The sequence below is a fragment of the Stieleria neptunia genome, assembly GCF_007754155.1.
Lineage (GTDB): Bacteria > Planctomycetota > Planctomycetia > Pirellulales > Pirellulaceae > Stieleria > Stieleria neptunia.
The window spans coordinates 8842186-8866840 of record NZ_CP037423.1 but is presented as its reverse complement, the minus strand read 5'-3'; the positions used below and the strand labels follow the sequence as shown (position 1 = coordinate 8866840).

Genomic DNA, 24655 nt, shown 5'->3' with positions numbered 1-24655 from the left:
GTTATCGTTTCTCGCGAACGTTGAACTCCATTTTCCACTGTTCGTCGGTGCGCGTCGAATGGCACCACAGTTCAAACATGCCCAGTTCGGTGACGCGGCTGACAAACCGGACGGGGACGAACGGTTCGCCGCCGCCGGTTTCGCTGCCGGATTCGCCTGCGGACTCGCGCGAGAGTGTCAATTCGATCGGTTCGCTTTCGACCAGTTCGTCCGGTGTCCAACGATTTAGTTGGGTGCCGACGGCATCGTCGCCGCGTTTGGAGGAGGCAAAAAAGCGGAACCGTGCGGGGGCTCCAACGACCAGACCGATCTCATTGCCGGGCACTTCGGCTTCGGTGCCTTCTTCCATTCCCTGTGGGGCGACGCAAAGCGCTCTCAAGGGGCGTGGTGCGCCGGGGATCGCCAAGCCGGCCGTCTCGATTCCGATGTAATACGAACGTGCGGTGCCGCCGCGAATTCGAATGCCGCCGACCTGTTTGGACCAGCCGTAATAGGCGGCACCGAGGGCGACTGCACAGTCCAGGTCTTGCTGTTGGCCGAGCACCGTGGGCGCGGTTTCGCACCAGCTATTGATGACGTCGCGCATCCGGCCGCGCAACGTTTCGCTGCGGAACACGCCGCCGTTGAACAGCAGGTGGGTCAGTCCCGTGCCGCCGCCGGTTTCGGCTTCATCGTCGGACGCGGGAAACGCTTCGGCGTGATCGGCCAAAAAGGCGCTGACTTGTTTGGTGATCGCCGGATCCGCTTCGTAGGGCAGCCCGATGTCTTGGAACCCCGACGCGGTGCGGCGCTCGGGACGTTCTTGGGCGGTGCACTGGGGGAAGAAGCCGTCGACGATCAAACCCTGCGTTTCGGCCGCGGTCAGCGCGGTCGAGATCGTGCCGCCGATCAACGAACTGCCTCGGCCGAGCACGGAGATCGTGTGTTCCTCGGGGCCCTCGGCGGCAAGCAGTTTTTCTTTCGCATCGCGACAGGCGTGCCACAGCGAAACGCTTTGCCAGGGATCCAGATCGTGGCCCTGTTCTTGCAACCGCGTGGCGACGTGGTGGGCCAACGCCAGGTCCATGTTGTCGCCGCCGAGCAGCAAATGGTTGCCGACGGCGAGTCGTTGCAAATTCAGCTCGCCACCGTTTTCTTCGACCGTGACCAGGGTCAGGTCGGTCGTCCCGCCGCCGACGTCGACGACCAGCAGCACGTCACCGGCGCCGAGTTGCTCGCGCCAGTGGTCGGCATTGGAACGCAGCCAGTGATACACCGCCGCTTGCGGTTCTTCCAGCAGGACAAAGTGATCCGGCAAACCGGCTTCGATCGCCGCCTGGCGGGTCAGTTCGCGCGCGGCCGGGTCGAACGACGCGGGCACGGTCAGCACGACTTGCTGGTCCGCTAGGGGAGCTTCGGGATGGGCGGCGTGCCAGGCGGCAACCAGATGTGACAGGAATCGCTGGGTGCAATCAAAGGCCGACACCTTGGTCACCTCTGGCGGGGACTGCCAGGGCAGGACCGCTTCGGTGCGGCCGACGTTTCCATGACACAGCCAGCTCTTGGCGGCCACGACGACGCGTTGTGGGTTTTCAGCCGATTGCTGTCGCGCGTAGACGCCCGCAATGCCGCGACCCGGATCGCCCACCAGTGGCGTCTTCAAGGATTCGATTTCGCCCTCGCGAGGCAAGTACAGAAACGACGGCAGCGACGGCCGCGATTCAATCTGACCCGGCGCGATGACTTGGGGAATCGGAAGCAGTTCCAGTTTCGGTTCCGATTTCTTTCCGTCCTCGGTGAGCGGCGCAAAGGCGACCACCGAGTTGGTGGTGCCAAGGTCAATGCCGATGCAATACCGTGAGCCCATGTCGAATCTGTTGGTGTGAAGTGGAGTGAAGTGAAGAGTCGGGACAATCGTCGTGGGGTCGGCTTCCGGGCTCGGCGATCGCGAAATGACAGGCTGGCAGCCAGTCCCACTTGGCTGATTGCTAATTCGCTTGGACTTGGGCCGCGGCGACGATGTTGGCATCGGCGGCGTCACCGGTCCACGTCGGCAATTCCAGCTTGGAAACTTCCCAACCGTGATGAACCAGTTTGCCGGACGTGGCTGTGCCTTCGCCGATCCACTGATACCGGGTCGGCGAGGCGTCGGCGGCGACCTCTACCACGGCGCCTTCGGCGGCATCGAGCAGGGGTTTCAGGCCCATCACCCGCTGCAACACTCCGCCGCACTGTTGCAGGCACGGACGGGCGGCCGCGCCGACCTGGGCGTCGGAGTATTGGCTGAGGTCTTCTTGGATCAAATCGACCAGCCGGGCTTCCCGCTGCAGCGTCGCCAACAGCGTCACGGCGGGGTCGCGCCGAGGCGGTTGGGGTGGCTTGGCGGCGGGTTTTTCCGCCGGTTTCGCTTCGATGGCCGGGGCACTTGGCTGCTGGCCACGCAGGATCCCATCGATCTGAGTCGCCTTTTCTTTGTTCCCCAACGCGGCGAAAAAAGCCTTCAACGCGATTCCTAAACTCATCTTGCCAACCTGCAATGAACAACGGCCTGAAAATCAACCGTCCAGCTTGGCGTTCCCGCCGATTGCGTCAAGAGGCGGGGCGGAGATTGCGGGGGGAGCGGCCGTAGCGGGGGCGTGCGGCTCGGAATCTCGCAGTGGCAACGAATCGACCCTCCCCTCGCTTCGCTCGACCCTCCCTGCCAGGGAGGGTGACGTCCGAAAACGGCTCGACCCTCCCTGCCCGGCAGGATACTTTCAAGATGTGTCGACACCGAGGCCTGGAAGCTGTTCGAAGCAGGTGCAGCGGCCGAGGGGAGCGATTATGTTATTCGTTCCACGTTTACGTCTTCTTGCGAGTGAGTCTCTTGAAATCAATCATCGCGTTTGGGTTGCTGATCACGTCAGCTTTCTCGTTCGGCCTGGCACACGCCGAGACGAAAAAAATTGTTTTGGTCGCGGGCAAACCGTCCCACCCGCCCCGGATGCACGAATTCAACGCCGGGGTGCAGCTGATGGCGAAATGCTTGTCGGGCGTGCCGGAGGTGGACGTCCAGTTTGTGCTCAACGGCTGGCCCCAGGACGAAACGGTCTTTGATGATGCCGATGCCGTGGTGTTTTTCATGGACGGCGGCGGCAAGCACGAAATCGTCCAGCAGGATGGACGTCGATTGAAATTGATCGACCAATGGGCCGAGCGCGGCGTGGGGCTGGGGTTCATGCATTACGGCGTGGAAGTCCTGGCCGATCAAGCCGGCAACGAGATGAAACGTTGGATCGGAGGCCACTACGAGCACCTGTTTTCGTGCAACCCGATTTGGCAACCGGCGTTTGAGTCCTTCCCCGAGCATCCCGTGACGCGGGGCGTCGAGCCGTTCGAGATCAAGGACGAATGGTATTTCAATATGCGGTTTGTGTCCGACTTCTCCGGCGACCGGTCGGGTGCGTCGGCCGGAATGAAGTTCGTGCCGATTCTGGTCGCGGTGCCCTCGGCGGACGTCCGCGACGGACCCTATGTCTATCCGAGAGGCCCGTACCCGCACATCCAAGCGTCCGAGGGTCGCGCCGAAGCGATGATGTGGACGGTCGAGCGAGAAGACGGCGGCCGCGGATTCGGCTTCACCGGCGGTCACTTTCACGACAATTGGGGCAACGACAACTTCCGCAAAGTCGTGCTCAACGGCCTGCTCTGGATCGCCCAGGCCGAGGTGCCCGAAGGCGGCGTCGAATCATCGTTGACGTCCCAAGACCTGGACGCCAATCTGGACCCCAAGCGGCCGCGGCGATGAGCGTGAGGAACAGAGGACTGGGGAAATCCGGGTAAGAAAGTTTTGTCGGTGGGAAGATCTCAGGCGGCCGCCGACGTTGTTGGGGCCGCAATTTTCTTGCCTTCGAATCCTTCACTCTTTGTCCCCATCACTCAAGTCGTCGAGTCCGCCGTCGGATCCGAGGCGTTGTTCGCTTTCGAACGGGGCATTTCGATGACTTCATCGCCATCGGTCAGCGACGACGGACAGACTTCCTGTTCCTGGCATTGGCGGCACACGACCTTGATCGCGTCTTGGCTGGCGATTTGAAGGTCGTGTTTTTCGCAAAGGTCAAACAGTTCTTGCAAGTGTTCGCAGGGCATGACATTCGTCCGAGTGGGGTGGTCCGAAATCAGAGTGTGATCGGGCACCCTTCATCTTCGCCCTGACGGCGGCCCGACGCAACGTGCCCTGCCCCGGCGATCGGGCCCCGGTGATCGGGCCCGGTGATCGGGCCCCGCGATCGAATCATGCCCCCGCGATCGGATCGGGCCCCGCAAACGAATCGGGCAGATCGACCCCTCAGTGCGATTCGTCTTGGTCGCTCGGGTGCAGTTCTTCGCGTTTGATCCAGCCCGTCCAGAGCTTGAGATTGCCGATCTGGTAGCATTCCAGCTTGACCCACTGCACCGAATCTTGCGTGGCCGAGGCGATGATTTTCAAGCCGGCCGAGGGTGGTGCCCGTCGCATCTGACGCATGCCCGAGAGGGGGTTGGAGGGATGGAATTGGGAGACGGAAAAGGTTCGTCCTTTTTTTCCCACGACGAAGTCCGCCGTTTCCGGGGACTTCGGGTTGCCCGCGGGAGGCGTGTCGTCGCTCTTGCCTGGGGAAGGTTTCGTCGATGAATTGAAAAAGAAGGCCGACTCATCGAAGGTGTCGTTGGCGGGTTGGTCAGCGGTGTCTTCCAGCGGAAACAAAATTGATTTTTCTCCCCGGATGGTTCGCAAGCCTGACGACCGGACGGCTTTCCCGAACAGATTTGCGTTTTGGTGTCCGAAGCGTTTGTCGCTTTGATTGACGTGCAGGACCATCGAGACGTCGATCGTGTCGTCGATCTCAGCGACGTCGAACCCGAGATCGAGTGCCGCCATTTCTCGTTGTTTGGCTTTCATCGACCGCCGCCAGCGATCGGCGTCGACGCGAAACGTTCTGGGGGATCGCCACCGAGCGACCGTCGACTTTTCGGAAAAGTAGTCCAGGTTGTAAACGGCCGAACTGCCGACTTCGCGATAGCTCCGTGAGATGTTGACCATCAACGAGGCACTGTCGGGCAGGTCCGTCGCTAGGGAGATCGTCAGAGTGTCGTCCAAGCGGCTGGCTTGGATCTCGAAGCGATCGCAGATGATCAGCGACGGATCGTTGACACGCGACAGGGGCGGCATGATGCCGCGGGGTCGGGGGCGGTCCTCCGGGAACGGGGGGCTGGGGTGCTGTTCTTCCAACCGTGATTGTTCCTGGACGTATTGAAAGAGGGCCTCGGCGGTTCGAAGGTCGGCGTCGAATTGATCGCTTTCCAGGTAGCTTTCAAGGTTGTCTCGTCCGCGCAGTTCCGTTGCCAGCACGTCGCGATCATAACGGCCCAGGATGACGTAAGCGTCTTTGGCTTGCTCGATCAAATCCGGTAAATCATCGAACGTCAGGATGGGGTTGCGTCGAATCATTTCGTCGGCTTGGACCAGCATGCGTTGTGCTTGGAGTCCCTCGTCGAGTGTTCGGGCGACGTCGGCGGGGATCCGGACCTGGGACGTCGAGGCGACAAGAGAGGGCTCGATCCCGGACTCGCGTTCGGAATGCGAGCTGGCGGGTTGTTCGACCTGTCCGATCGCGATGACCAGGGTGATCGCTAGAATCGCGACCGCGAGCACAACGTACTTCATGATGAATTCTCGGGATTTTCGGCTCGTTGGTTAGCAGGGGTTCACAAACATAGATCACACCTTTCCGGCGGGGGGCTGGAGATTGAACGATGCTGTCGCAGACTTGACGCCAGCGGTTTTGAAGTGGCTCGAATTCCGCCCGCTGCGCTCGAATTCCCCGGACGCTTAGTCCCGCGACCGTCCCAGCGGTGATAAGATTTGGGTTTGGCAAACGCAGATTTCGTTCGAGGATTAATCGCAGTGAAAGTCGGCAGTGGTGGTGGATTTCGGGCGATCTGGTACACCTTCAAAAAGGGGCGTGAGGCGGGTGGCATTTGGAAGCTGTTCAAAGCCATGCGATCGCGCAACAGTTGCAAGACCTGCGCCGTCGGGATGGGCGGTCAAAAGGGCGGCATGGTCAATGAACTGGGGCATTCTTTTGAGGTCTGCAAGAAAAGCATGCAGGCCATGGTCGCCGACATGCAGCCGGGCATCGATCCGAATTTTTGGAAACAGAATTCGATCGAACAACTGAAACAGCTCTCGCCGCGCGAACTGGAATCGCTCGGCCGATTGATCCATCCGCTCCGCTATCGTCAGGGCCAGTCACACTACGAGGTCATCACGTGGAAGGAGGCTTTCGAGAACATCGCGGGAAAGCTTTCGGCGACCGCGGCGGACGAGACGTTTTGGTACTTCAGCGGCCGCAGCAGCAACGAAGCCGGTTTTTTGCTGCAGTTGTTGGCCAGGGTTTATGGCACCAACAACGTCAACAATTGCAGCTATTACTGTCACCAGGCCAGCGGGGTCGGGTTGCAGAGTAGCGTCGGCAGCGGCACGGCAACGATCGTCTTGGACGACCTGGAAAAAGCCGACACGGTCTTTCTGATCGGTGGGAATCCGGCCAGCAATCATCCGCGTTTGATGACCAGCTTGATGCGGGTGCGTCGTGCCGGTGGCAAAGTCATTGTGATCAATCCCGTCCGCGAGACGGGGCTGATCAATTTTCGCATCCCCAGCGATCCGATTTCGCTGTTGGCGGGCACCAAGATCGCCAGTCACTATGTTCAGCCGCACATCGGCGGTGACCTGGCGTTGCTGTGGGGGCTGGCCAAAGCGACGAAGTCTCTGGGGGCGATCGACAACGCGTTCCTGACCGAGCACACCAGCGGGTCCAAGCAGTGGTTGGCGGCCGTCGACGATTTGACGTGGCAGGAGATCGAAACCAAGTCCGGCGTCGCTCGCAGCGAGATCGAATCGATCGCCGAACTTTACGCCGCGTCGAAAAAGTGTGTCTTCGCTTGGACGATGGGTATCACTCATCATGCCCATGGCGTCGACAATGTTCAGGCAATCGCCAATTTGGCGTTCGCCCGCGGGATGGTCGGGCGGCCGGGCTGTGGGCTGATGCCGATCCGCGGCCACAGCAACGTGCAAGGCATCGGTTCGATGGGCGTGACGCCGAAGCTGAAGGATCAGATCTTTGCCGCACTGAAAGACAAGTTCGGGGTCCAGTTGCCCGAGACACCGGGCAAAGACACGCTGGCCTGCATGGAGGCCGCCGCGAGCGGCGAGATCAAAGTCGGCTTCTGCTTGGGCGGCAATTTGTACGGATCCAATCCTGATTCCACGTTCGCCGATCGTGCACTCTCGAGTCTGGAGATGAACGTGATGATGAACACGACCATGAATACCGGCCATGCCCATGGTCTGGCGAAAGAAACGATCGTCCTGCCGGTGTTGGCGCGTGACGAAGAACCGGCACCGACGACACAGGAATCGATGTTCAACTTTGTGCGGCTGAGCGACGGCGGACCGGCTCGGTTGCCAGGACCCCGCAGCGAAGTGGCCGTGATCGCCGCGATCGGGAAAGCCGTGGTGCCTGACGTGCCCGGCGTGGACTGGGATGATCTGGCCAAGCCCTCGACCATCCGCAAGTGGATCGGCGCGGTGGTTCCCGGTTACGGCAAGATCACCGAGATCGATCAGACCAAACAGGAGTTTCAGATCGAAGGTCGCACCTTTCACGATCCGAAATTTGGAACCGCCGACGGGCGTGGCGTGCTGCATTGCCATCGACTGCCGGATTTAAAGGGAACTGAAAACAACCATCTGCGATTGATGACCGTCCGCAGCGAAGGGCAGTTCAACACGGTCGTCTATGAAGAAGAGGACCTGTACCGCAATCAGGAACGGCGCGATTTGATTTTGATTCACCCCGACGATCTGAAGCGATTCGGTTTGCAGAACGACCAACGCGTCACCGTCAAAAGCGAAACCGGGGCGATGAGCGGGATTCTGGCACGCTCCTATGATTCGATTCGAAGCGGGAATGCGTTGATGTATTATCCCGAATCCAACGTGCTGGTCGCCCGTCATGCCGATCCGCAAAGCAAGACGCCCGCGTTCAAGGGCGTCGTCGTCGAACTGATCGCCGAATGACGATGCCGATGACTGACCACGCCGTCTGGTTCCGGCCGATTTGCGCCGCCGCGGCATACGAGTTACAATAACAACCTTGTCCTCGATCCCTGCCCACTCCCACTACCTGCTTTCCGACACACCATGGCTCACCGACTTCGGCTTTTCCTCTCGGTCGTTTTGTTCAGCGCACTGTTTGTTCCCTTCAGCTCCGCCGCTCCGCCCAACATTGTCTTGCTGCTCAGCGACGACATGGCGTGGACGGACTACGGGTTCATGGGCCATCCGGACATCCAGACGCCGAACTTGGACAAGCTGGCATCCGAATCGGCGGTGTTCCCTCGCGGTTATGTACCGACCGGACTGTGTCGACCCTCGCTGGCGACGTTGTTGACGGGACACTACGCGTCCACGCACGGAGTGACCGGCAACGATCCGTCCCCCAAGTACGCACCGCGCGATTCGGAGCTGTTCAACCAGCGGCGCGCTCAATTGATCTCGTATCTGGATCGATTTGAAACCGTCCCCGAAGCGCTCGGCAAACTCGGCTACCTGAGTCACCAAAGCGGGAAGTTATGGGAGGGCAGTTATCAGAACGCCGGTTTCACTCACGGAATGACACGCGGATTTCCGCAGCCCGGCGGGCGTCACGGTGATGACGGCTTGAAAATCGGACGCAGCGGCATCGAGCCGATCAACGAGTTTCTGGATCTGGCCGTCGCGGAGGACAAACCGTTCTATCTGTGGTACGCCCCCTTCATGCCGCACACTCCCCACACGCCTCCCCAGCGGTTGTTGGACAAATACCGCGACGGACGACCGATCACGATTGCCAAGTACTACGCGATGTGTGAGTGGTTTGACGAGACCTGTGGCCAGTTGATGGAGTCGCTTGAAAAACGTGGACTCGACGACAACACGATGATCGTTTACCTGACCGACAACGGTTGGATTCAGAATCCGGACAAGAACGGGTATGCACCGCGGAGCAAGCAAACGCCCTATGAAGGCGGAGTGAGAACACCGATCTTTTATTGGATGCCGGGCAAGATCAAGGCCGGCACACGACCGGAACTGGTCAGCAGCATCGACATCTATCCGACGATGTTGGCCGCCGCCGGTGCTCCCCTGCCCGATGATCGTCCCGGATTGAACCTGTTGCCCCAGCTGACCAGCGGCGACGCGATCCCCCGCGACACCCTGTTCGGCGAAGGGTTCGCGCACGATATCGCGGACATCGAAGACCCCGAAGCTACATTGCTCTACCGCTGGTGCATCGAGGGCAAGTGGAAACTGCTGCTGACCTATGACGGGGAGGTCAATCGCTACCAATCGACTCACCCCAGAACCGAGAAAGGGCCGCAGCTATTCGATCTGATCGCCGACCCCGCCGAGAACAACAACCTGGCCAAAGAGCACCCCGACGTTGTTGCCCGCTTGGCGGAAAAGATCAACAATTGGTATCCCGTCAAACGAGCCCAAACCATCACCACGCCCTCCCCATGATCCGATCCAAGCATTGGTTTTCAGCGACCTTCGTGATGTTCCTGTGTTTGGCGACGAGCACTGCGTCGGCCGGCAAGTACAACACGGTTCTGGACATCGGCGACGCCGCTCCGGCGTGGAGTGAGTTGCCGGGGACCGACGACGGCGTGCATGCGCTCCAGCAGCTTGCGGAGAAAAAGGTCGTCGTCGTCGCGTTTACCTGTAATTCTTGTCCCTATGCGGTCGATGCCGAAGACCGCTTGAATGCGTTGGTCGACCGTTACGCGGGTAAGTCGGTCGCCGTGGTCGCGATCAATGTCAACAAGGTCGAAGAAGATCGGATGGCGGCGATGAAGCAGCGCGCCAAGGAGAAAGGATTCAAGTTTGCGTACCTGTGGGACGAGTCGCAGCAGATTGCCAAAGACTATGGGGCGAAGTACACGCCCGAGTTTTATGTCTTGGACGAGCAGCGCAAGGTGGTCTACATGGGCGCGATGGATGACAGTCCCGCCGGCGACAAGGTGACGAAGACCTACGTCATCGATGCCATCGAAGCCACCCTGGCCGGTCGGGAGGTCGAGGTCACCGAGACGATTCCGATCGGTTGCCGCATTCGGATCGAGCGGCGACGGCGGACGCGGTGAACACGCATCACGGGCCAGACGCTCAAACGCATCGTCGACGCACCGGGTTCCAACCTGCGTCGCGACCACGCAGCGGTGTTTGGGCCGTGTTGGGGGGGCTGGGCGGCGCCCTGTGTTTCGCGTTTTTCACCACGTTGTTGCTGCTCGTCAACGGCACGGCCACCCTGGTCCTGTTCGGCGCCTTGGTCGACGCCGACCCGGCGTGGGCGGATCGAAAAGGGGTGATGCAGTTCGGGTTGTTTGCGCTGCCGTTGGCCATGCTCGTGGTGGAATGGTTGATCTGGGACGTCTTGTGCGGCTTATTGCGGCGCGAATCGTCCGGCGGTGATCAATGAATGTGACCTGATCCGGCGTTTTGAGAGGGGCATGCAGACGCGGTCGGTCCGTTGATCATGGGCGTTGGGGCAGGTTACTTGGGGGCAAAACGATGGGGGCAAGACGATGGGGGCAAGACGATGGGGGCAAGACGATGGGGGCAAGACGATGGGGGCAAGACGATGGGGGCAAGACGATGGGGGCAAGACGATGGGGGCAAGACGATGGGGGCAAAACGATGGGGGCAAAACGATGGGGTGGCAGAATGATGGTGGCAGAATGATGGGGTGGCAGAATGATGGGGTGGCAGAATGATGGGGTGGTGTTTGATCGAGAACAGGACATTGTTTTGCCCCCAACTGCCAACTGCCAACTGCCAACTGCCAACTGCCAACTGCCAACTGCCTACTGCCTACTGCCTACTGCCAACTGCCAACTGCCAACTGCCAACTGCCAACTGCCAACTGCCTACTGCCTACTTCACCACCCGTCGCTGTTTCGATTTCCAGCGTCCGATCAGGGCGACAAAACTGGGGACCAGAATGGTGCGGACATAGAACGTGTCGATCAGAACGCCCAGTCCGAGTGCAAAACCGAGTTCGATGATGCCGCGGAGTCCGATCGAGGCATCGGATTCGATCCCTAGCAGGTGCAGCAAACCGGGCATCCAGGCGGAGGCGGTCATGCTGAAAAACGTTGCCGCCATCACCATTCCGCAGGCCGTGATGATTCCGCCGGTTTTTGAAACGGCGTGGCGGAGTGCTGACAACCAGCCACTCTTGCGTTGTTCTTCGACGATACGCGTGACCAGGTAGACGTTGTAGTCCTGTCCGACCGCGACCAAGATCACGAACAGAAACAGTGGAAGTTTCCAATCCAGGCCGACGTATTGATCGCCATAAACGCCTTGGAAGAACAGCACGGTCAACCCGAGCGTCGCGTAGTAGCTGAGCAGGACGGTAAAGATCAGGTAAAGGCACAGTCCCAGGCGGCGGATAACGGCGACGAGAATCAGGAAAACGGCCAGCACGACCGCGATCTTGATCCGCTGGTTGTCGGCGATCGTGACGCTTCGCAGGTCGATAATCGAAGGGGTTGTGCCGGCCAAGTAAACGCTCGATCCGGTCCAGTCGGAATCCGGGTCGCGGGCGAGTTCGTTCAGGGTGTCACCGATTTGTGCGACCAACCGTTGCGTCGCAAGTGCAAACGGATCGCCTTCGATGATCAGGTCCAGGCGTGCCAAGCGGTCTTGGTATTGCGTGATGTTTGAAAAGAAGTAATTCTGCGCGACGCGGTGCTGTTGGAGCGCACGTCTTCGCCACGCGTCCCCGCTCAGCAGCCCCATGTCTCGGTCCGGGGGGAAATCGCCGAGCGGATCGTTCGGCGTTCGCACGGCGACGACGCCCGGTTGCTGATAAAGCAGATCGGAAAGGCTTTTGAGTTGCAGTTTGAGGGTTTCTCGTGGTTCGTCTTCGCCGCGAACCATCAAGACCGTCACCGGATTGATCTCCCCGATCTTGAAATGATCCGACAGCAATCGATAGCCACGTCGACTCGGGGCGTCGGTGTCCAACTGGCTGCTCAGGTTGTAGGTCACGGAATCTTCGTTGACCCATCCGTACCAACCCGGCGCAGCCAGGCAGATGATGCCCAGCAGAAAGGCGGTCAGCGGGCGCCGGGTCAGGGTGATCGCGATCCACTCCCACAAACCGCTCGAACGTCGTGTCGATTTCGCGTCGGGGCTGACGGGGACCGAGAGCAGCGATCGCGTGCTTTCCGTTTCGGGGGTCACCAGGTTGGGCCAGAACACGTTCGGGCCGAGCGCCCGCAGCAGTGCCGGTGCAAGCGTCAAACAAACGACCAAGCCGACCAGCAAGCAGATCGCGATGATCGGGCCGGTGTAATGGTACTTGCCGAACTGGGCGAACCAGAGCGTTCCGAGTCCGAAGACGGTTGTCAGCGCGCTGCCGAGCAGCGCCGAGGTGACGCCCCTCAAGGCCTTGTGGCAAGCCACGGGCCAAGGCGCCAACGCGGCTTCTTCACGCAACCGCGAGATCAGGAACAGGCAGTAATCCGTTCCGGCGCCGAACAAGATCACCACGATGAAGATACGACTGGTCGTGAACACGCGCATGTCCAGCCAGGGGAGCACGCCGCGGATCGACCAATCCGTCAGTGTGGCCACCATCGACGTCGAAACGATCACCGCGACACCGATCGAGACCATCGGGACGGCGACCAATAACGGTGCCCGATAGACCAGAATCAAGATCAATAGAATCATGATCACGGTGATCGATTCGGTGTAACGAATCGCATCGCGGGCGGCGATCAAGGTCTCGCCGCCGATCGCTGCCGAGCCGGTCATCTCCACCTGCAAACGCTCCGTAGCGTTCTCCGGATGCGGGGCCAGAGCCAGGCTGTAGCGGCGAACCTGATCAAGGATTTTGCCCACCGATTCGACGGTGTTGATGTTCTCGGTCGCCGCCAGTTCGCTGCTCAGTTGCATGACGGCCAACCGCGCCGACGGTTTGGTCAACAAGGACCCCAGCACGGCATCGTCCCAGGAGAGCAGGTCCAGCATCGAGGCCCAGGGAGTCAGGTCTCGTTCGGCGATCGGCTCGGCAAGTGTCTCGATGTCGGGAACCAAGAGGAGCGCGTCGCGATAATCGTCTCCGGACTGCCGCTCGTCGCCACCGATCTGTTCAAGCAATTTGGCGCGATCAAAGTACGCGATTGCCATTCGCGGTTCGGTCAGGGTCGGGGCCAGATCCGGGACCGAGTCGGCGAACCGTTCGTAGAATCGCTGGTCGACGGCGATACAATGATCGAGCGATTCGAGGGCGCGTTGGAGCCACGGCTGTGCGAGTTCGGGAGCCTGGTCGATCGGGCCACCGGAATAGCCTCGCGCGATCGCGCGTTGCCAACACACCTCGCCGAACCGGTGATGCAAGCGGCGGAGCAGATCATCGCCGACCATCAAATCGTCTTTGTCGAGCGATGTTTCTTGGCGGCCGAGCACGATCACGATTTGGCTCCGCGCCCGATCGCCGGGAAAGGCTTCGTCGAGCACCCGCGCGGCGGCGACCGTGGTCATGCGGTCGGGTAAGTACTCGAAATCACCGTCATAGGCGATGTCCTTCCATTTCGGCGCGATCGCGAACAGAACGATCGTTGCGGCGACCCAAAAGACCAGCACGGGCCGCCATCGCTGGGTGACGAGTCTCGCAAGTCGTGCGGTGAAATCAGCGAGCATCGTGGCTTGTGGGCGGTGAGCGTCGTGCGGCAGACATCATGGGGATGTCGACAGCCGGGCATTTTATACATCGCGGCATAAACGTCGTCCGACAAGCGTACACCAATGGGCGCAACTTGTGATGCGGGGGCCTGTTTCCAATGCGGGGGCCTGTTTCCAATGCAGTGGCCATCGCTGGGGGGGTGTGCCTGTGCCCACCCCCTTTTCGCCGCTCAATTTCCACGACGCCTTACGCCAAGAACAAGTCGACGTTGTCGATGGCGTTGGCCAACTCGCGTCCCCGTGGCACGGACTCTTGGGGCGTTGCCGCAATGCCACCTACTTTCAAATTAATTGAGGTGTTGTTTGTTAGCGGTAGCCCGCGAGCCCAATGCCACTAAATCGAGAAGCGAAAATCAAACACCATGGCTCCCCTCTCCCACGATTCCTGACGAGCCTAAGCGAGTCAGGAATTGGGGGAGAGGGGCTGGGGGTGAGGGGGATTTATTCTGTGCGCCGTTGCTGGATGACGGCAACGATGCGTTCTCGAAACCCGGTTGGATCTGGCGGTATTTGGATCTGGCGGTATGTCGTACGCTGGAATGCGAACTGCATCAAATAGACTCAGCAGAAATCAACGGTGTAGCGCCCATCGGATACGCACTTCGAAACTTTCCTCCGGTGCAACCATGATTGCGCGCCATCAGCTCAACCGATTTTTTAAATTCATTCGATCGGTCGCGCTGGTCACAAGCAAACTCGGTGGCCTTGTGATTGCATCGTCGTTTCGTCATGCGGATTCCCCCTCACCCCCTGCCCCTCTCCCCCAAACAAGCCTCTACTCGTCGCAACGTTTTCGCTTACTAAAATCACTTGTCGCGCATGATCAATCCGAATCGACCAAGAGGCTTGTTCGGGGGAGAGGGGAGCCATTTTGGGGTAAGTCGCTTCTCGACTTAGTGGCATTGGGCTCGCGCCCTACCGCTAAAAAATGCTTCACAGCGTTGACTAGCGAGGTTCGCGGTCGTTGACCGGCGGGGGGCCGGGGCGGTCCGGTGCTTGGGGCCGGCTGGATTCGGTAGCCCCCTTGCCGCCGAAGGCTTTCAGGACGTTCTGGATCGATTTTTCGCTGGTGTTACCCGAGAGAGAGATGATTTGCATATCGCCGGCGGGTTTTGCGGCCAGGTCCAATTTGTGAATCATTTCGATCACCAGATCCAGCAGCGGTTCGCCTTCGGCGCTGACCAGCAGTGTGTTGCCGACGGTGTCGACCCCCATGGACAGTTTGCCTTTGAACGAAAAATCGACGTCGCCGCCGTCGCGGCCGTTGTCGCCGTCGACCAGGCCGCTGCCTTGTTTTTCACGTCCAGACGATTTTTCATCGCCTCCCGGTGCTCCACCTCCGCCACCGCCGCCGCGTCCCGCCTTGGCGAACGTCTTGTCGTTGCTGCTGAGCAGATCGCGGTAGGCTTCTTTGACCGTTTCGGCGATCGTCTCGGCGCTGCCGAATTCGATGTTCACCAGTTTGGTGTAACGCATGCGGCGTTTGTTGACCGGTTCGGCGACGTCCCATAATTCGATCAGTTCGCTGATCGTGCGAAGCTGTGACGAGGTCGCACCGCTGACGACGATGGTGTTGGTGTCGGGGTCGTAGACGAATCGCAGTTCGTTGCTCTTTTCCAAACCCTTGGGCCCGTCGTCGGACGAATCGTCGAAGTCATAAAAAAAGTAGCGGTAGAAACCATCCGAGTCGTCTTTCTCCTCTTTATCTTCAAAGTACTCCTCCAGGTTCAACTGGATGTATCCGGCGGTCTGGTGTTTGATTTTGAAGACGTGGTAGGGCCGTTTCGGGGGCGCGACCTGGAGCATCAGATTTTCCAGTTGGTCGAGCGCTTTGGTGTTGGCGCCGAGCAGCAACAGATTGCCGTCTTCGTCCAGCTGGATTTGGATGGGGGACGGATCGGACGAGGAATCGTTTGCAGCCGTCGTGCGTTGGTTCTCGGTCGAGGCTTTCGGTTCGTCGCGGTTTCCGAACAAGCGATCGAAGTCTTGAGAGGATCGAATCGTCGTGTTGCCGCCCGATTCGTTGGCTGACGTCGCCTGCTCGGAGGTTTGCTTGGTTTCCGCCTGGGTTGCCGTCAATTGCTCACCGTTGCCCGGCGGCGATGCTTCGGCCGCGGCGACCGCGACCGTCGGGGAGGGATCGGCGCGTTTGTCGGGCGTTTCGAGTCTGGTTTCCAACCCCATGTCGATGTCCGGTTTCGAGTCGCCTTGCTCCGCGTTTTCTTCGGCGTTTTCTTCGGCGTCGTCGTCTTCATCGCGGGCGACGGGGTCGACGAATTCGGTCGCGTCGGGCAGTTCCAAGGGCGCGTCGGATAGCTGGCTCCATTGTTGTTTCAGACGCATCAGGTAGTCGTAGGTTTCCGGCCCGGAGGTGGCATCGATGCGGCGGACGGTGCGTGGGCTGCCGCCCGGCGGCGGCAGTTCCCCGAGCTTGATCAGCAGATTGCGAACCTGTTCCATCTCCGATTCGTTGGCCCACAACAAGACTTGCCGAAACCGTGAGTTGGCGGCGACTCGAAACTTGTCTTCATCCTTGTCTTTTTCTTGGTTGCCGTAGCTGTAGCCGTAGTAGTAGGAGCGTCGCGAGTTGGAATTTTTCTCATCGTCTTTGTCTTGGCCCATCAGGAACGCGATCGACTCGGCGACTTCGCTGGCCTCGAGCCGGCGTAGCTGGAGCACTTCGAATTGTCGTCCGCTGCCATCGAGCCGCTCGATCAGCCGGTCGATGATGTAGCGGTCCGCGGCCGAACCCGACACGATCAGGGCTTTGTTGGTGTCATCGGCTCGGATCTGAGTGGTGGGTTCCAGGACATTCATTTCGCCGATGATCTCGATCAGCTTTTCGGGGTCGATCGAAGTCAAGCGAAAGACTTGAAGACGCGACTCGATGTCCGACAGCGAGGCGAGTCCTTGGCTGGGGACGTCGATTCGATTGATGAACTCGCCCGCAATCGCGATTCGATCCACCGGGGCCCGAATGAAGACGGAATTTTGTCGCGTGTTGGCGACGATGGAGATCTCGGGTTTTTTTGCTGGCGGCGCCGGTTTTCCCCCGTTCTGCCGCGCCATCTGCTGCATCATGGCCATCTGTTGCGGCGTCATCGGGGCATTGGATTTTTTCTCCACGCCCAGGAACTCTTCCAGCATGGTCTTGGCCGTCTCGGCCGGAATGTAGCGCAAGCGAAACTCCGGTGCGAGCGCTTCGCGGCTGGATTGGTTTCGTTCCTGTTCCAGCAATTCGACGACTTGGCGAAGGTTGATCGCCGCGTCCATCGCCTCGATCCGGTTGGTCGTCGTCAACGCGGTCAGCCGGCCGTTGCTGCTGATCATCGGTTTAAGTTCTTCGGCCATCTTTTCACTTGACAGCCAGCCGAGTTCGAGCGAGGCGCGGACGAAGGTGTGCGGCATCATTTCGTCCAACTCGTCGAGGTCCACTCGGGGCACCATCGCCGCGTTGATGCCTTCGGTTTTCGCGACGGTGATCCCGCCGGGCATTTCCAGCAGGGTGTAGCCGCGGGCCAGCAAATGACGGTTGAACAGGTCTTTGGTTTCTGCGACGGTGTAGCGTCCCGGGGATCGCAGGTTCACGCGATCGGCCGGTAACTCTTGCCAATCCAGCGGTTGATCGGCAATCTCGGCCAGCCATTGAACGAGTTCGACCCAGGGCTGATTGCGGAACTGAAACGCGACCTTGCCGTCGGGACCCACGGTTGCTTTCAACTCTTCCGGGTCCGCCTCACCAGATTTCTGGTCGCCGCGGCGAATGATCTTGGGCTCCGGCGGCGGCTCGGCTTTTTTGTCACCGTCACCCGGCTTCGCATCGGATTTTCCCGGTTCCGGCTTTTCCCCGGGCTTCGCGTTGGGATTGCCCGGCGTCGGGCCTCCAAACGGGTTGCCCGCGACCGGCATGGTGCGCGGCTTCCCGTCCGGTCCGACGACGGTCATGGTGGGGGCCTGACCGCGAAGGGGTGTCGAACCGATGGCGATCATCAGCAGGATCAGAAACGTCAGGGTCGGTCTGTGGATTCGTCGTTGGGGCACCGCGAACAACCGAGAGTGAGAGCAGGGAAGGAGGAGGCAGGGGGCACCCAGTAGTATGACCGGGCGAGCCCACGCGCACAAACAAAAGGGTGGTGATCTTCCTGGGTCAACGCTAAGAATCAGGGTTCACGCCCCGGAACTGAGAAGCTGACGCAGCAGAAGAAAGACGATCGAAGATAGACAAATTGTCTCGTGAAGTGGTTGGCTTCTCTCATTTTTCATGAAAAAACCGGGCTACCCCCGTTTGGCGTGTTTTTGCTACGAACCGATTCCGCAGTGAAGACACGGGGCGATCGGTTGCTTGCCCGGCGCGTCAACGTCGGGTGAGGGAAGGCCCGGGAGCCCGCGTCTGGTGGGGCCGCATGCCTGCATGGCGGCCTGATCACGTGTTTCGTTGGTGTGGCGGTTGGTGCGGGATCCAAACGCTTGGTCTGTCATAGGGTGTCTCGCCGAACGTGAATGAATCCACTTTATGCCCACTCGGCTAACTCGTTACATCTTGGCGGAAATCATGAAGATTTTCGTCGTTGCCTTGATCGCTCTGACGCTGTTGATCTTGTTGATCGGCGTCGGGCGAACGCTGCTGCGCGAGGGGTTGGGGCCGTTTGCGATCGTCCAATTGCTGCCCTTTGTGCTGCCGATTGCGCTTCAATTTGCGTTTCCGGCGACGGCATTGTTCGCTGTTTCGTGTGTTTATGGACGGATGGCCGGCGATGGCGAAGTGGCGACGGTGAAGGCGTCGGGGATTTCGCCGCTGAAAATCCTGCAACCGGCCTTTGTGTTTGCGTTTTTGCTCAGTCCGATCGCGGTCTACATGAGCGATTTGGCGGTGTCCTGGGGGCGTCCGGGCGTCAATCGCGTCGTGATGCTGTCGATCGAGGATATCGTCTATCGGAAGATGCGCAGTCAGCTTTCGTACACCGATGATGGGTTTTCGATTCACGTCCACGACGTGAAGGGTCAGCGATTGGAGTACCCGACGGTGACCGTCCACAGCGGCGGGGCGCCGATGAAGTTGCAGGCCCGTGAGGGTCGCCTGACCTTGGATGTGGAGAACGAAACGCTGCTGTTGGAGCTGACCGACAGCCGATGGGACCGAGGCGGTTCGGTGCAGGGGATCGTGCCGGGCAAAACGGAGGTGCCGATCCCGTTGTCTCGCACCCTGCGGACGCCGTCGCAAGCGGAAACGCGTCCCAGCGAGTTGCCGTTGAGTCTGATCCAGGTCGAACGGCTGAGCCAAGATGCGCGATCGCACGCGGCCATCGGAGAGTTGGCGGCGCACACGGGATTCTCGATTCTCACCAGCCGGACCGAGGCGATCGCCGGGGCGGCCGGACAACAGAAGCTGGCGCAGTTGGAAGCGAGTAAACGGCGATTGACGCGGCTGCGGATCGAACCGTGGCGTCGCTGGGCCGAAGGATTCAGCTGTTTCTTTTTCGTCTTTATCGGCGCCCCGCTGGCGATGCTGGCTCGGACCAGCGACTACTGGACCACGTTTGGACGCTGTTTTCTGCCGACCCTGCTGCTGTACTATCCGCTATTTATCCTGGGATTGAATCAGGCCAAGGACAGCGCCATCCCTCCCTACGGGGTCTGGCTGGGCAACGTTGCGCTTGGCGCGATCGGGGTGATTTTAGTGAATCGGGTGCGGCGCTACTGAGAAAGCTGTCGCGGCGGGCGGTGGTGGGATTTTTCGGCAGGATTAAACTGCGTCGCTCCACACCTTGTCCCGATCCATTGCTTTGTTCTGCAGGTCATTCGATGTCCTCCGATTCTTGTCAGTCGCTTCTCCGTGCCATCGCCGACCGCACTTGCACCGTCGGGGTGATCGGGCTCGGGTACGTCGGATTGCCGTTGATTGACGCGTTCAGTCAGTCCGGTTTCAAGTGCGTCGGATTTGACGTCGATCCGAGCAAGGTGGCGAGTTTGCTGGCCGGCAAAAGTTACATCAAGCACATCGACGATTCCAAAATCGCCGCTTGGCTGGAAAAGGGGCTGTTCGACGCGACCGACGACATGGGGCGTCTGTCCGAGCCCGATGTGTTGTTGATCTGTGTCCCGACGCCCTTGGACGACGCCCGCGATCCAGATTTGAAATACGTCGTCGGCACCTGCCAGGCGATTGCCAAGACGCTGCGTGCGGGACAGCTGGTCGTGCTGGAAAGCACCACCTATCCGACGACGACGCGGGACGTGATGGTACCGATTCTGCAGCAGAGCGGGCTCTCGGCGGGGAGCGATTTCTTCGTCGCCTACAGCCCGGAACGCGAAGACCCGGGCAACCCCGATTTTTCCGCCGCCGGGATTCCCAAGGTCGTCGGCGCGATCAACGAAGACAGCCAGGCCTGTGCCGCGGCGCTCTACGAATCGGCCGTGGCCGGCGTGGTGCCGGTTTCCAATTGCGAAGTCGCCGAAGCGGCCAAGGTGCTGGAGAACATTTATCGCGCCGTCAACATCGCGTTGGTCAACGAGTTGAAAGTGCTGTTTGATGAAATGGGCATCGACGTTTGGGAAGTCGTCAACGCGGCCAAGACCAAGCCGTTCGGGTTTCAGGCGTTTTATCCCGGCCCCGGGCTGGGCGGCCACTGCATTCCGATCGACCCGTTTTACCTTTCCTGGTTGGCACGCAAGCAGGGCTGCAATGCGCGGTTCATCGAGTTGGCCGGTGAAGTCAATCGCTCGATGCCCGCGTATGTCGTCTCGCGGACTTCGGAGTTCTTGAATGAGTTTCGCAAACCCGTCAACGGCAGCAAGATCTGTCTGTTGGGCGTCGCCTACAAAAAGGACGTCGATGATCCGCGCGAGAGTCCGTCGTTTGAGCTGATGGAGTTGTTGCTCGCACAAGGTGCCGAGCTGACGTACAGCGATCCCCACGTGCCCCACCTGCCTTCGATGCGGCACTACGAGCTGCCAGAAATGCACAGCCAAACGCTGACCCCGGAATTTTTGGCGTCGCAAGATGCGGTATTGATCGCGACCGACCACACGGCATTCGATTACAATCAAATCGTCCGGCACAGCGCGTTGGTCGTCGACACGCGCAACGCGACCGCGGCGGTCACGTCGCACCGCGAACGGATTCGTAAGTGCTAAGGCATGTGTTGGCGATTGAGCCCTACTACGGCGGCAGCCATCAGGCCTTTCTGGATGGAGTGATCGCCGCCAGCCGACATCGTTGGTCACTGGCCACCTTGCCGGCGCGTCATTGGAAATGGCGGATGCGGTCGGCGCCGGTCCAGCTCAGTCGGTTGGTTGCCGATTTGGTTCCGGCACGCGGCGTGCCCGATGTGGTGCTGGCCAGCGACATGTTGGATCTGCCGACCTGGTTGGGGTTGGCGTCACGCGATGACAGGTTCAGCTGGCTTGGCGACGTGCCGGTGGTGACCTACTTTCACGAGAACCAGTGGGCCTATCCGGCGGCACCCGATGCCCGGGCGGACCATCATTTCGGTTACACGAATCTGTTGACCGCCGCCGCCTCGGACGCCTGTTGGTTCAATTCCGAGTTCAACCGACGGACGTTTTTTGACCTGTCACGCGACTTCGTCAGCCGCATGCCCGATGCCCGGCAGGCGATCGATCTGGACGGGATCGAACAAGTGAGCCGGGTGATCGCTCCGGGGTTCCGGCCGCCGAAAACCCGAGACGCCGCGGGACGCGATGATGCACCGATTCGACTGGGATGGGTGGGGCGATTCGAGCACGACAAGCGACCCGATCGGTTCTTGGCTTTGCTCGATCGTCTGTCCGACCAAGCGGTGCGATTCGAGTTGATTCTGCTCGGCCAGCGGGGCCGCCGGAGCGAAGTGCTCGATGACATCCGTGCCCGGCATGGGGCATCGATTCGGTTTGACGGTTACGCCGAGTCGCGCCAGCAGTACGAGGACCAGCTCCGACAGATCGACGTGGTCGTCTCGACCGCCGGGCACGAGTTCTTCGGCATCGCGGTGTGTGAAGCGATCTGGGCCGGGGCGATTCCGGTCACGCCCGACGGGTTGAGTTATGTCGAATATGTCCCCGAGTCGCTGCGGTACACGTCGATCGAACAGGCCGCCGAGATCATCAAGGGGTTGCAAACGCCGGCCGACCGACAGAGGCTGAGCGAGCGTTGTCGCCGTGGGATTGCCGATTACCGAATCGATCGGGTCGTGAGTGTGATCGATACGGCGCTGGAGGCGGTTGTTGCCGCGGGATAGGTTTCCAGGCTCGTCAGTGCGGGACTGACGAGCCTGAGACGAAAAGAGGGCAATCGACCGACCGAAGGGGCCACGCGGTGAGCCATCTGTTAGCGGCAGGGCGCGAGCCCTCCGGTCTTTCACCGCGATGCCGTTAACGGGTCACTGCGGCAACTGGTACTGTTCGAAACCCGTTTCTTCGTCGATGGCGTTGAAGAACCCTTGCTGCACCTTGGCGGCGGTTCCATCGGACATGAACATCGCCATGATGCGTTCGGATTGCTGGGAAAAGATCGCTCGCAAATCCGAGGTCGCCGGTTGCAAGCTGGTGCGTTTGACGACGTAGTAAACGCGTTTGGGGCCGTTGGGCGCGACGACGTGTTTGGCTCCGTCGGCATTAAAAACGGTTTTCATGAAGTCTTCATCGATCGAGTCCAGCTCGGGGATGTTGCCGATCGTGAAGCTGCCGAAGCCGACCATGTTTAGCCACGAAAACGGTCCCAGGTCTTTGAAGTAGTTTTCCTGGCGATCTTCGGGGACGAGCTCCTCCAGCGACCCGCCGCCGTTGGCGGTTTCGGCCATCGCTTCGGCGGCCTGTTTGGCCAACTCACGGGCTTGGGCGAAACGAATCGCGGCGACGACTTCGTCGCGGACTTCATCCAGCTCGGGGGTGTACGCTTCTTTTTCTTCCGTTTTCCAGCTCAGGTAGGTCCGCTGGGATTCCAGATCGACCGAGGTGGCCGGCGTGAAGGGTTCCTGTTTGATCACCTGGCCTTCGACGCCGAACATCATCGCGGCAAAGGGGACGCCGCGTTGGGTCAGGGCGGTGCTCTCTTCGACGGAGTTGGCGATCGGTTCGTCGGCCAGCGAGACCGGGTCGAAGGGGCCGATCTTGCGATAGCTGAGTCCGAGTTCGTCGGCGAGGGCTTTCAGGTTCGGGCGTTCCGGCGGCGGCGTGGTCGCGTCGGTCCCGTCACCGTAGATCGCGCGAGCCCGTGAGTACTTTCGCATCACGTTGCGGGCTTTGGCGATCGCCTGATCACGGGCTTCGCGGGCCGGGCCATCGACCATGGTTTGTGCGATCTGGTCGCGCACTTCTTCGAAGGGCCGGTAACGCGGTTCCGGTTGGGGGTCTTCCTTCTCTTCCGACGCGGTTTCTGGTTCTGCCGTGGTCTCGGGCTCGGTGGTGGTTTCGGTTTCGGCCGTTTCCGCGTCTTGCTGGGGTTCGGCGGTTTCGGTGGCCGCGTCGCTTTGCGTCACGACCAGGCGAACGCCGTTGCGTCGCGAGTCGATGGCCGACTGGTCGTCGCTGTCGGGGGTGGCGTCGAGGGTAGCGTCGTCCAGATCGCCGGCTTGTTCGAGTTCCTTGGAGAACGCTTCGACCTGTTCCTGCTGGGCGGCTTGAGTGTCTGCGGCCGAGTCGCTGTCATCGCCAGCCGGGGTGTTTTCGGCCGGCGGTTCGGTGGCGGCTGCTTCCTTCATCTCCTCCGATTCGTCCGCGGCGGCGGGCTCGGCTGGTGCGTCGCTGTCGTCGGTTTTTTCAGCGTCACCGGTCTCCGCCGGCGGCGTCGTCTCGGCCGGTTCGGCCATTTCCGGTTTTGTCGTTTCCGCGTCGGTGCTTTCCGGTTCGGTCGTTTCCGGCATGATCACGACATCTGCTGGCAACTGGAACGCCCCGCCGGCCTTGCGTCGTTCGTATTCGGCTTTGATGTCGTCTTCGGACAATTTGGCGACTTCGGCGTCGCGGAACGCTTGCAGTTCGCCGAGCACGTATTCGAAGGTTGCCGTTTCGCGTCGGCGGAAGCCCGGTTCGGGGGATTGGTCGTCGTCGTAGCGGTCTTTTCCGGCTTCGTAGACGGCGACCACTTCGGATTCGGAGGGGTTGGCGTCGGTTTCGGCGACGTAGTCATCGACCAGCACGCCGTAGGCATTGATGGTCGCTTTTTGGTTCAGTTTCAGGAAGTTGTTCCAGTGATCCAGCGGCGATTGCAGGGGGAACTGGCCGCGGGCGACGGTCGCGCTGGCGCCGCGGAAATAGAGGGCCGACAGGAGCTGTTTTCGCAGCATGTCGTACAGCTGGTACTGGCCCATTTGGTTGTTCGTTTCGCGGCGCAGCAGCGCGAACATCTCGCGCTGGCTGAGCTTGCCGTCGGTGAACTGTTCCATCCAGATGTCCAGCGAGGTGTCATCCAGTTCGAACCCTTGTTTCTGTGCCTCGGCGGCAAATTGCAGGGTCCGGATCGACATGTCGTCGCTGGGCGAGCCGTTGATTCCGACCGACTGGACCTGGTTGGATTGTTGATCGAAGGTGAATCCGGGGACTTTGGGGGTGCCACCGCGGCGGATCGTTTCTTCGGCCAATCTGCGTAGGTACTGCACCGTGGCGTAATGTTTCTGGGTGAATCCGTTGACGCGGCTGGCCGTCAGCGACACGCCGTTGAACTCGGCCAGGACCGGATCGGTCATGCCGGGTCCGGTCCGCCGCATGTACTCGGAAACTGTCGGCAGGACCACAAAGGCGAACATGGCCAGCAGAATCAGGAAGGTCATGGTGACCTTTTGATTGCGTCGGAACAGCTCCAGAGGACTCATAGTGGGGGCTTTCGGAGTGGAGAAAAGGAAAGGGGGTGCAGAA

15 protein-coding genes are annotated in these 24655 nt (G+C 60.4%); 8 read left to right on the top strand and 7 right to left on the bottom strand.

Annotation, left to right across the window (positions count from 1 at the left end; translation table 11 throughout):
* Window position 1: 1 nt before the first annotated feature.
* Both Enr13x_RS30925 and Enr13x_RS30920 read right to left on the bottom strand, forming a co-directional pair.
* Entirely contained in the window at window positions 2–1846 is a 1845-nt protein-coding gene (locus tag Enr13x_RS30925; RefSeq protein ID WP_145390798.1) for an Hsp70 family protein, read from the bottom strand.
* A 121-nt stretch (window positions 1847–1967) separates the two neighbouring features.
* On the bottom strand, window positions 1968–2501 hold the full coding sequence (locus Enr13x_RS30920; RefSeq protein WP_145390797.1) for a DUF2760 domain-containing protein: 534 nt from the start codon (window positions 2499–2501) through the stop codon (window positions 1968–1970).
* Between the two features lie 335 nt (window positions 2502–2836).
* On the opposite strand from Enr13x_RS30920, the gene Enr13x_RS30915 reads away from it, so the two are divergent.
* Entirely contained in the window at window positions 2837–3766 is a 930-nt protein-coding gene (locus Enr13x_RS30915; protein ID WP_390621042.1) for a ThuA domain-containing protein, read from the top strand.
* Window positions 3767–3897: 131 nt separating this feature from the next.
* On the opposite strand, the gene Enr13x_RS30910 is transcribed toward Enr13x_RS30915, so the two are convergent.
* Window positions 3898–4107 (bottom strand): hypothetical protein, encoded by a 210-nt coding sequence (locus Enr13x_RS30910; RefSeq protein ID WP_145390795.1) that lies wholly within the window; start codon window positions 4105–4107, stop codon window positions 3898–3900.
* 199 nt (window positions 4108–4306) lie between these two features.
* Window positions 4307–5662, bottom strand: coding sequence for a hypothetical protein (locus Enr13x_RS30905; protein WP_145390794.1), 1356 nt, complete (start codon window positions 5660–5662; stop codon window positions 4307–4309).
* A gap of 240 nt (window positions 5663–5902) precedes the next feature.
* On the opposite strand from Enr13x_RS30905, the gene Enr13x_RS30900 reads away from it, so the two are divergent.
* The 4 genes from Enr13x_RS30900 to Enr13x_RS30885 all read left to right on the top strand — a co-directional run bounded on the left by Enr13x_RS30900 (window position 5903) and on the right by Enr13x_RS30885 (window position 10526).
* Window positions 5903–8083, top strand: a complete 2181-nt coding sequence (locus Enr13x_RS30900) for an FdhF/YdeP family oxidoreductase (RefSeq protein ID WP_145390793.1) — start codon at window positions 5903–5905, stop codon at window positions 8081–8083.
* 123 nt (window positions 8084–8206) lie between these two features.
* Complete coding sequence (locus Enr13x_RS30895) at window positions 8207–9568, top strand: sulfatase family protein (RefSeq protein ID WP_145390792.1); 1362 nt, start codon at window positions 8207–8209, stop codon at window positions 9566–9568.
* Window positions 9565–10191 carry a thioredoxin family protein gene (locus Enr13x_RS30890; protein ID WP_145390791.1) on the top strand — a complete coding sequence of 209 codons (627 nt, stop codon included), beginning with the start codon at window positions 9565–9567 and terminating at the stop codon, window positions 10189–10191. Before Enr13x_RS30895 ends, Enr13x_RS30890 begins: the two co-directional genes overlap by 4 nt.
* Window positions 10188–10526 (top strand): hypothetical protein, encoded by a 339-nt coding sequence (locus Enr13x_RS30885; RefSeq protein WP_197455470.1) that lies wholly within the window; start codon window positions 10188–10190, stop codon window positions 10524–10526. The genes Enr13x_RS30890 and Enr13x_RS30885 overlap by 4 nt, the downstream gene beginning before the upstream one ends.
* Window positions 10527–10981: 455 nt before the next feature.
* Here the strand turns inward: Enr13x_RS30885 and Enr13x_RS30875 are convergent, their stop codons facing one another.
* Window positions 10982–13762, bottom strand: coding sequence for an MMPL family transporter (locus Enr13x_RS30875; protein WP_145390788.1), 2781 nt, complete (start codon window positions 13760–13762; stop codon window positions 10982–10984).
* A 987-nt stretch (window positions 13763–14749) separates the two neighbouring features.
* Entirely contained in the window at window positions 14750–17845 is a 3096-nt protein-coding gene (locus Enr13x_RS30870; protein WP_231743878.1) for a secretin N-terminal domain-containing protein, read from the bottom strand.
* Window positions 17846–18317: 472 nt separating this feature from the next.
* Here Enr13x_RS30870 and Enr13x_RS30865 point away from each other — a divergent pair, with 472 nt between their 5' ends.
* From Enr13x_RS30865 to Enr13x_RS30855, 3 genes are all read left to right on the top strand, one after another.
* Window positions 18318–19505 carry an LptF/LptG family permease gene (locus tag Enr13x_RS30865; RefSeq protein ID WP_145390787.1) on the top strand — a complete coding sequence of 396 codons (1188 nt, stop codon included), beginning with the start codon at window positions 18318–18320 and terminating at the stop codon, window positions 19503–19505.
* 101 nt (window positions 19506–19606) lie between these two features.
* Window positions 19607–20938 carry a nucleotide sugar dehydrogenase gene (locus Enr13x_RS30860; RefSeq protein ID WP_145390786.1) on the top strand — a complete coding sequence of 444 codons (1332 nt, stop codon included), beginning with the start codon at window positions 19607–19609 and terminating at the stop codon, window positions 20936–20938.
* A complete protein-coding gene (locus Enr13x_RS30855; RefSeq protein WP_145390785.1) occupies window positions 20932–22041 on the top strand; it encodes a tRNA-queuosine alpha-mannosyltransferase domain-containing protein in 1110 nt (369 codons plus the stop codon). Before Enr13x_RS30860 ends, Enr13x_RS30855 begins: the two co-directional genes overlap by 7 nt.
* A gap of 141 nt (window positions 22042–22182) precedes the next feature.
* Here Enr13x_RS30855 and Enr13x_RS30850 read toward each other — a convergent pair whose 3' ends face one another.
* The gene (locus Enr13x_RS30850) at window positions 22183–24612 is read right to left on the bottom strand and encodes a hypothetical protein (protein ID WP_145390784.1); all 2430 of its coding nucleotides are present in this window, start codon (window positions 24610–24612) and stop codon (window positions 22183–22185) included.
* Window positions 24613–24655 lie beyond the last annotated feature (43 nt).

Bases quoted from the DNA above. Each gene is read 5' to 3' on its own strand.
- Enr13x_RS30925 (WP_145390798.1), bottom strand. From the start codon at position 1,846: ATGGGCTCACGGTATTGCATCGGCATTGACCTTGGCACCACCAACTCG.
- Enr13x_RS30920 (WP_145390797.1), bottom strand. From the start codon at position 2,501: ATGAGTTTAGGAATCGCGTTGAAGGCTTTTTTCGCCGCGTTGGGGAAC.
- Enr13x_RS30910 (WP_145390795.1), bottom strand. From the start codon at position 4,107: ATGCCCTGCGAACACTTGCAAGAACTGTTTGACCTTTGCGAAAAACAC.
- Enr13x_RS30905 (WP_145390794.1), bottom strand. From the start codon at position 5,662: ATGAAGTACGTTGTGCTCGCGGTCGCGATTCTAGCGATCACCCTGGTC.
- Enr13x_RS30895 (WP_145390792.1), top strand. From the start codon at position 8,207: ATGGCTCACCGACTTCGGCTTTTCCTCTCGGTCGTTTTGTTCAGCGCA.
- Enr13x_RS30890 (WP_145390791.1), top strand. From the start codon at position 9,565: ATGATCCGATCCAAGCATTGGTTTTCAGCGACCTTCGTGATGTTCCTG.
- Enr13x_RS30875 (WP_145390788.1), bottom strand. From the start codon at position 13,762: ATGCTCGCTGATTTCACCGCACGACTTGCGAGACTCGTCACCCAGCGA.
- Enr13x_RS30865 (WP_145390787.1), top strand. From the start codon at position 18,318: ATGCCCACTCGGCTAACTCGTTACATCTTGGCGGAAATCATGAAGATT.
- Enr13x_RS30860 (WP_145390786.1), top strand. From the start codon at position 19,607: ATGTCCTCCGATTCTTGTCAGTCGCTTCTCCGTGCCATCGCCGACCGC.
- Enr13x_RS30850 (WP_145390784.1), bottom strand. From the start codon at position 24,612: ATGAGTCCTCTGGAGCTGTTCCGACGCAATCAAAAGGTCACCATGACC.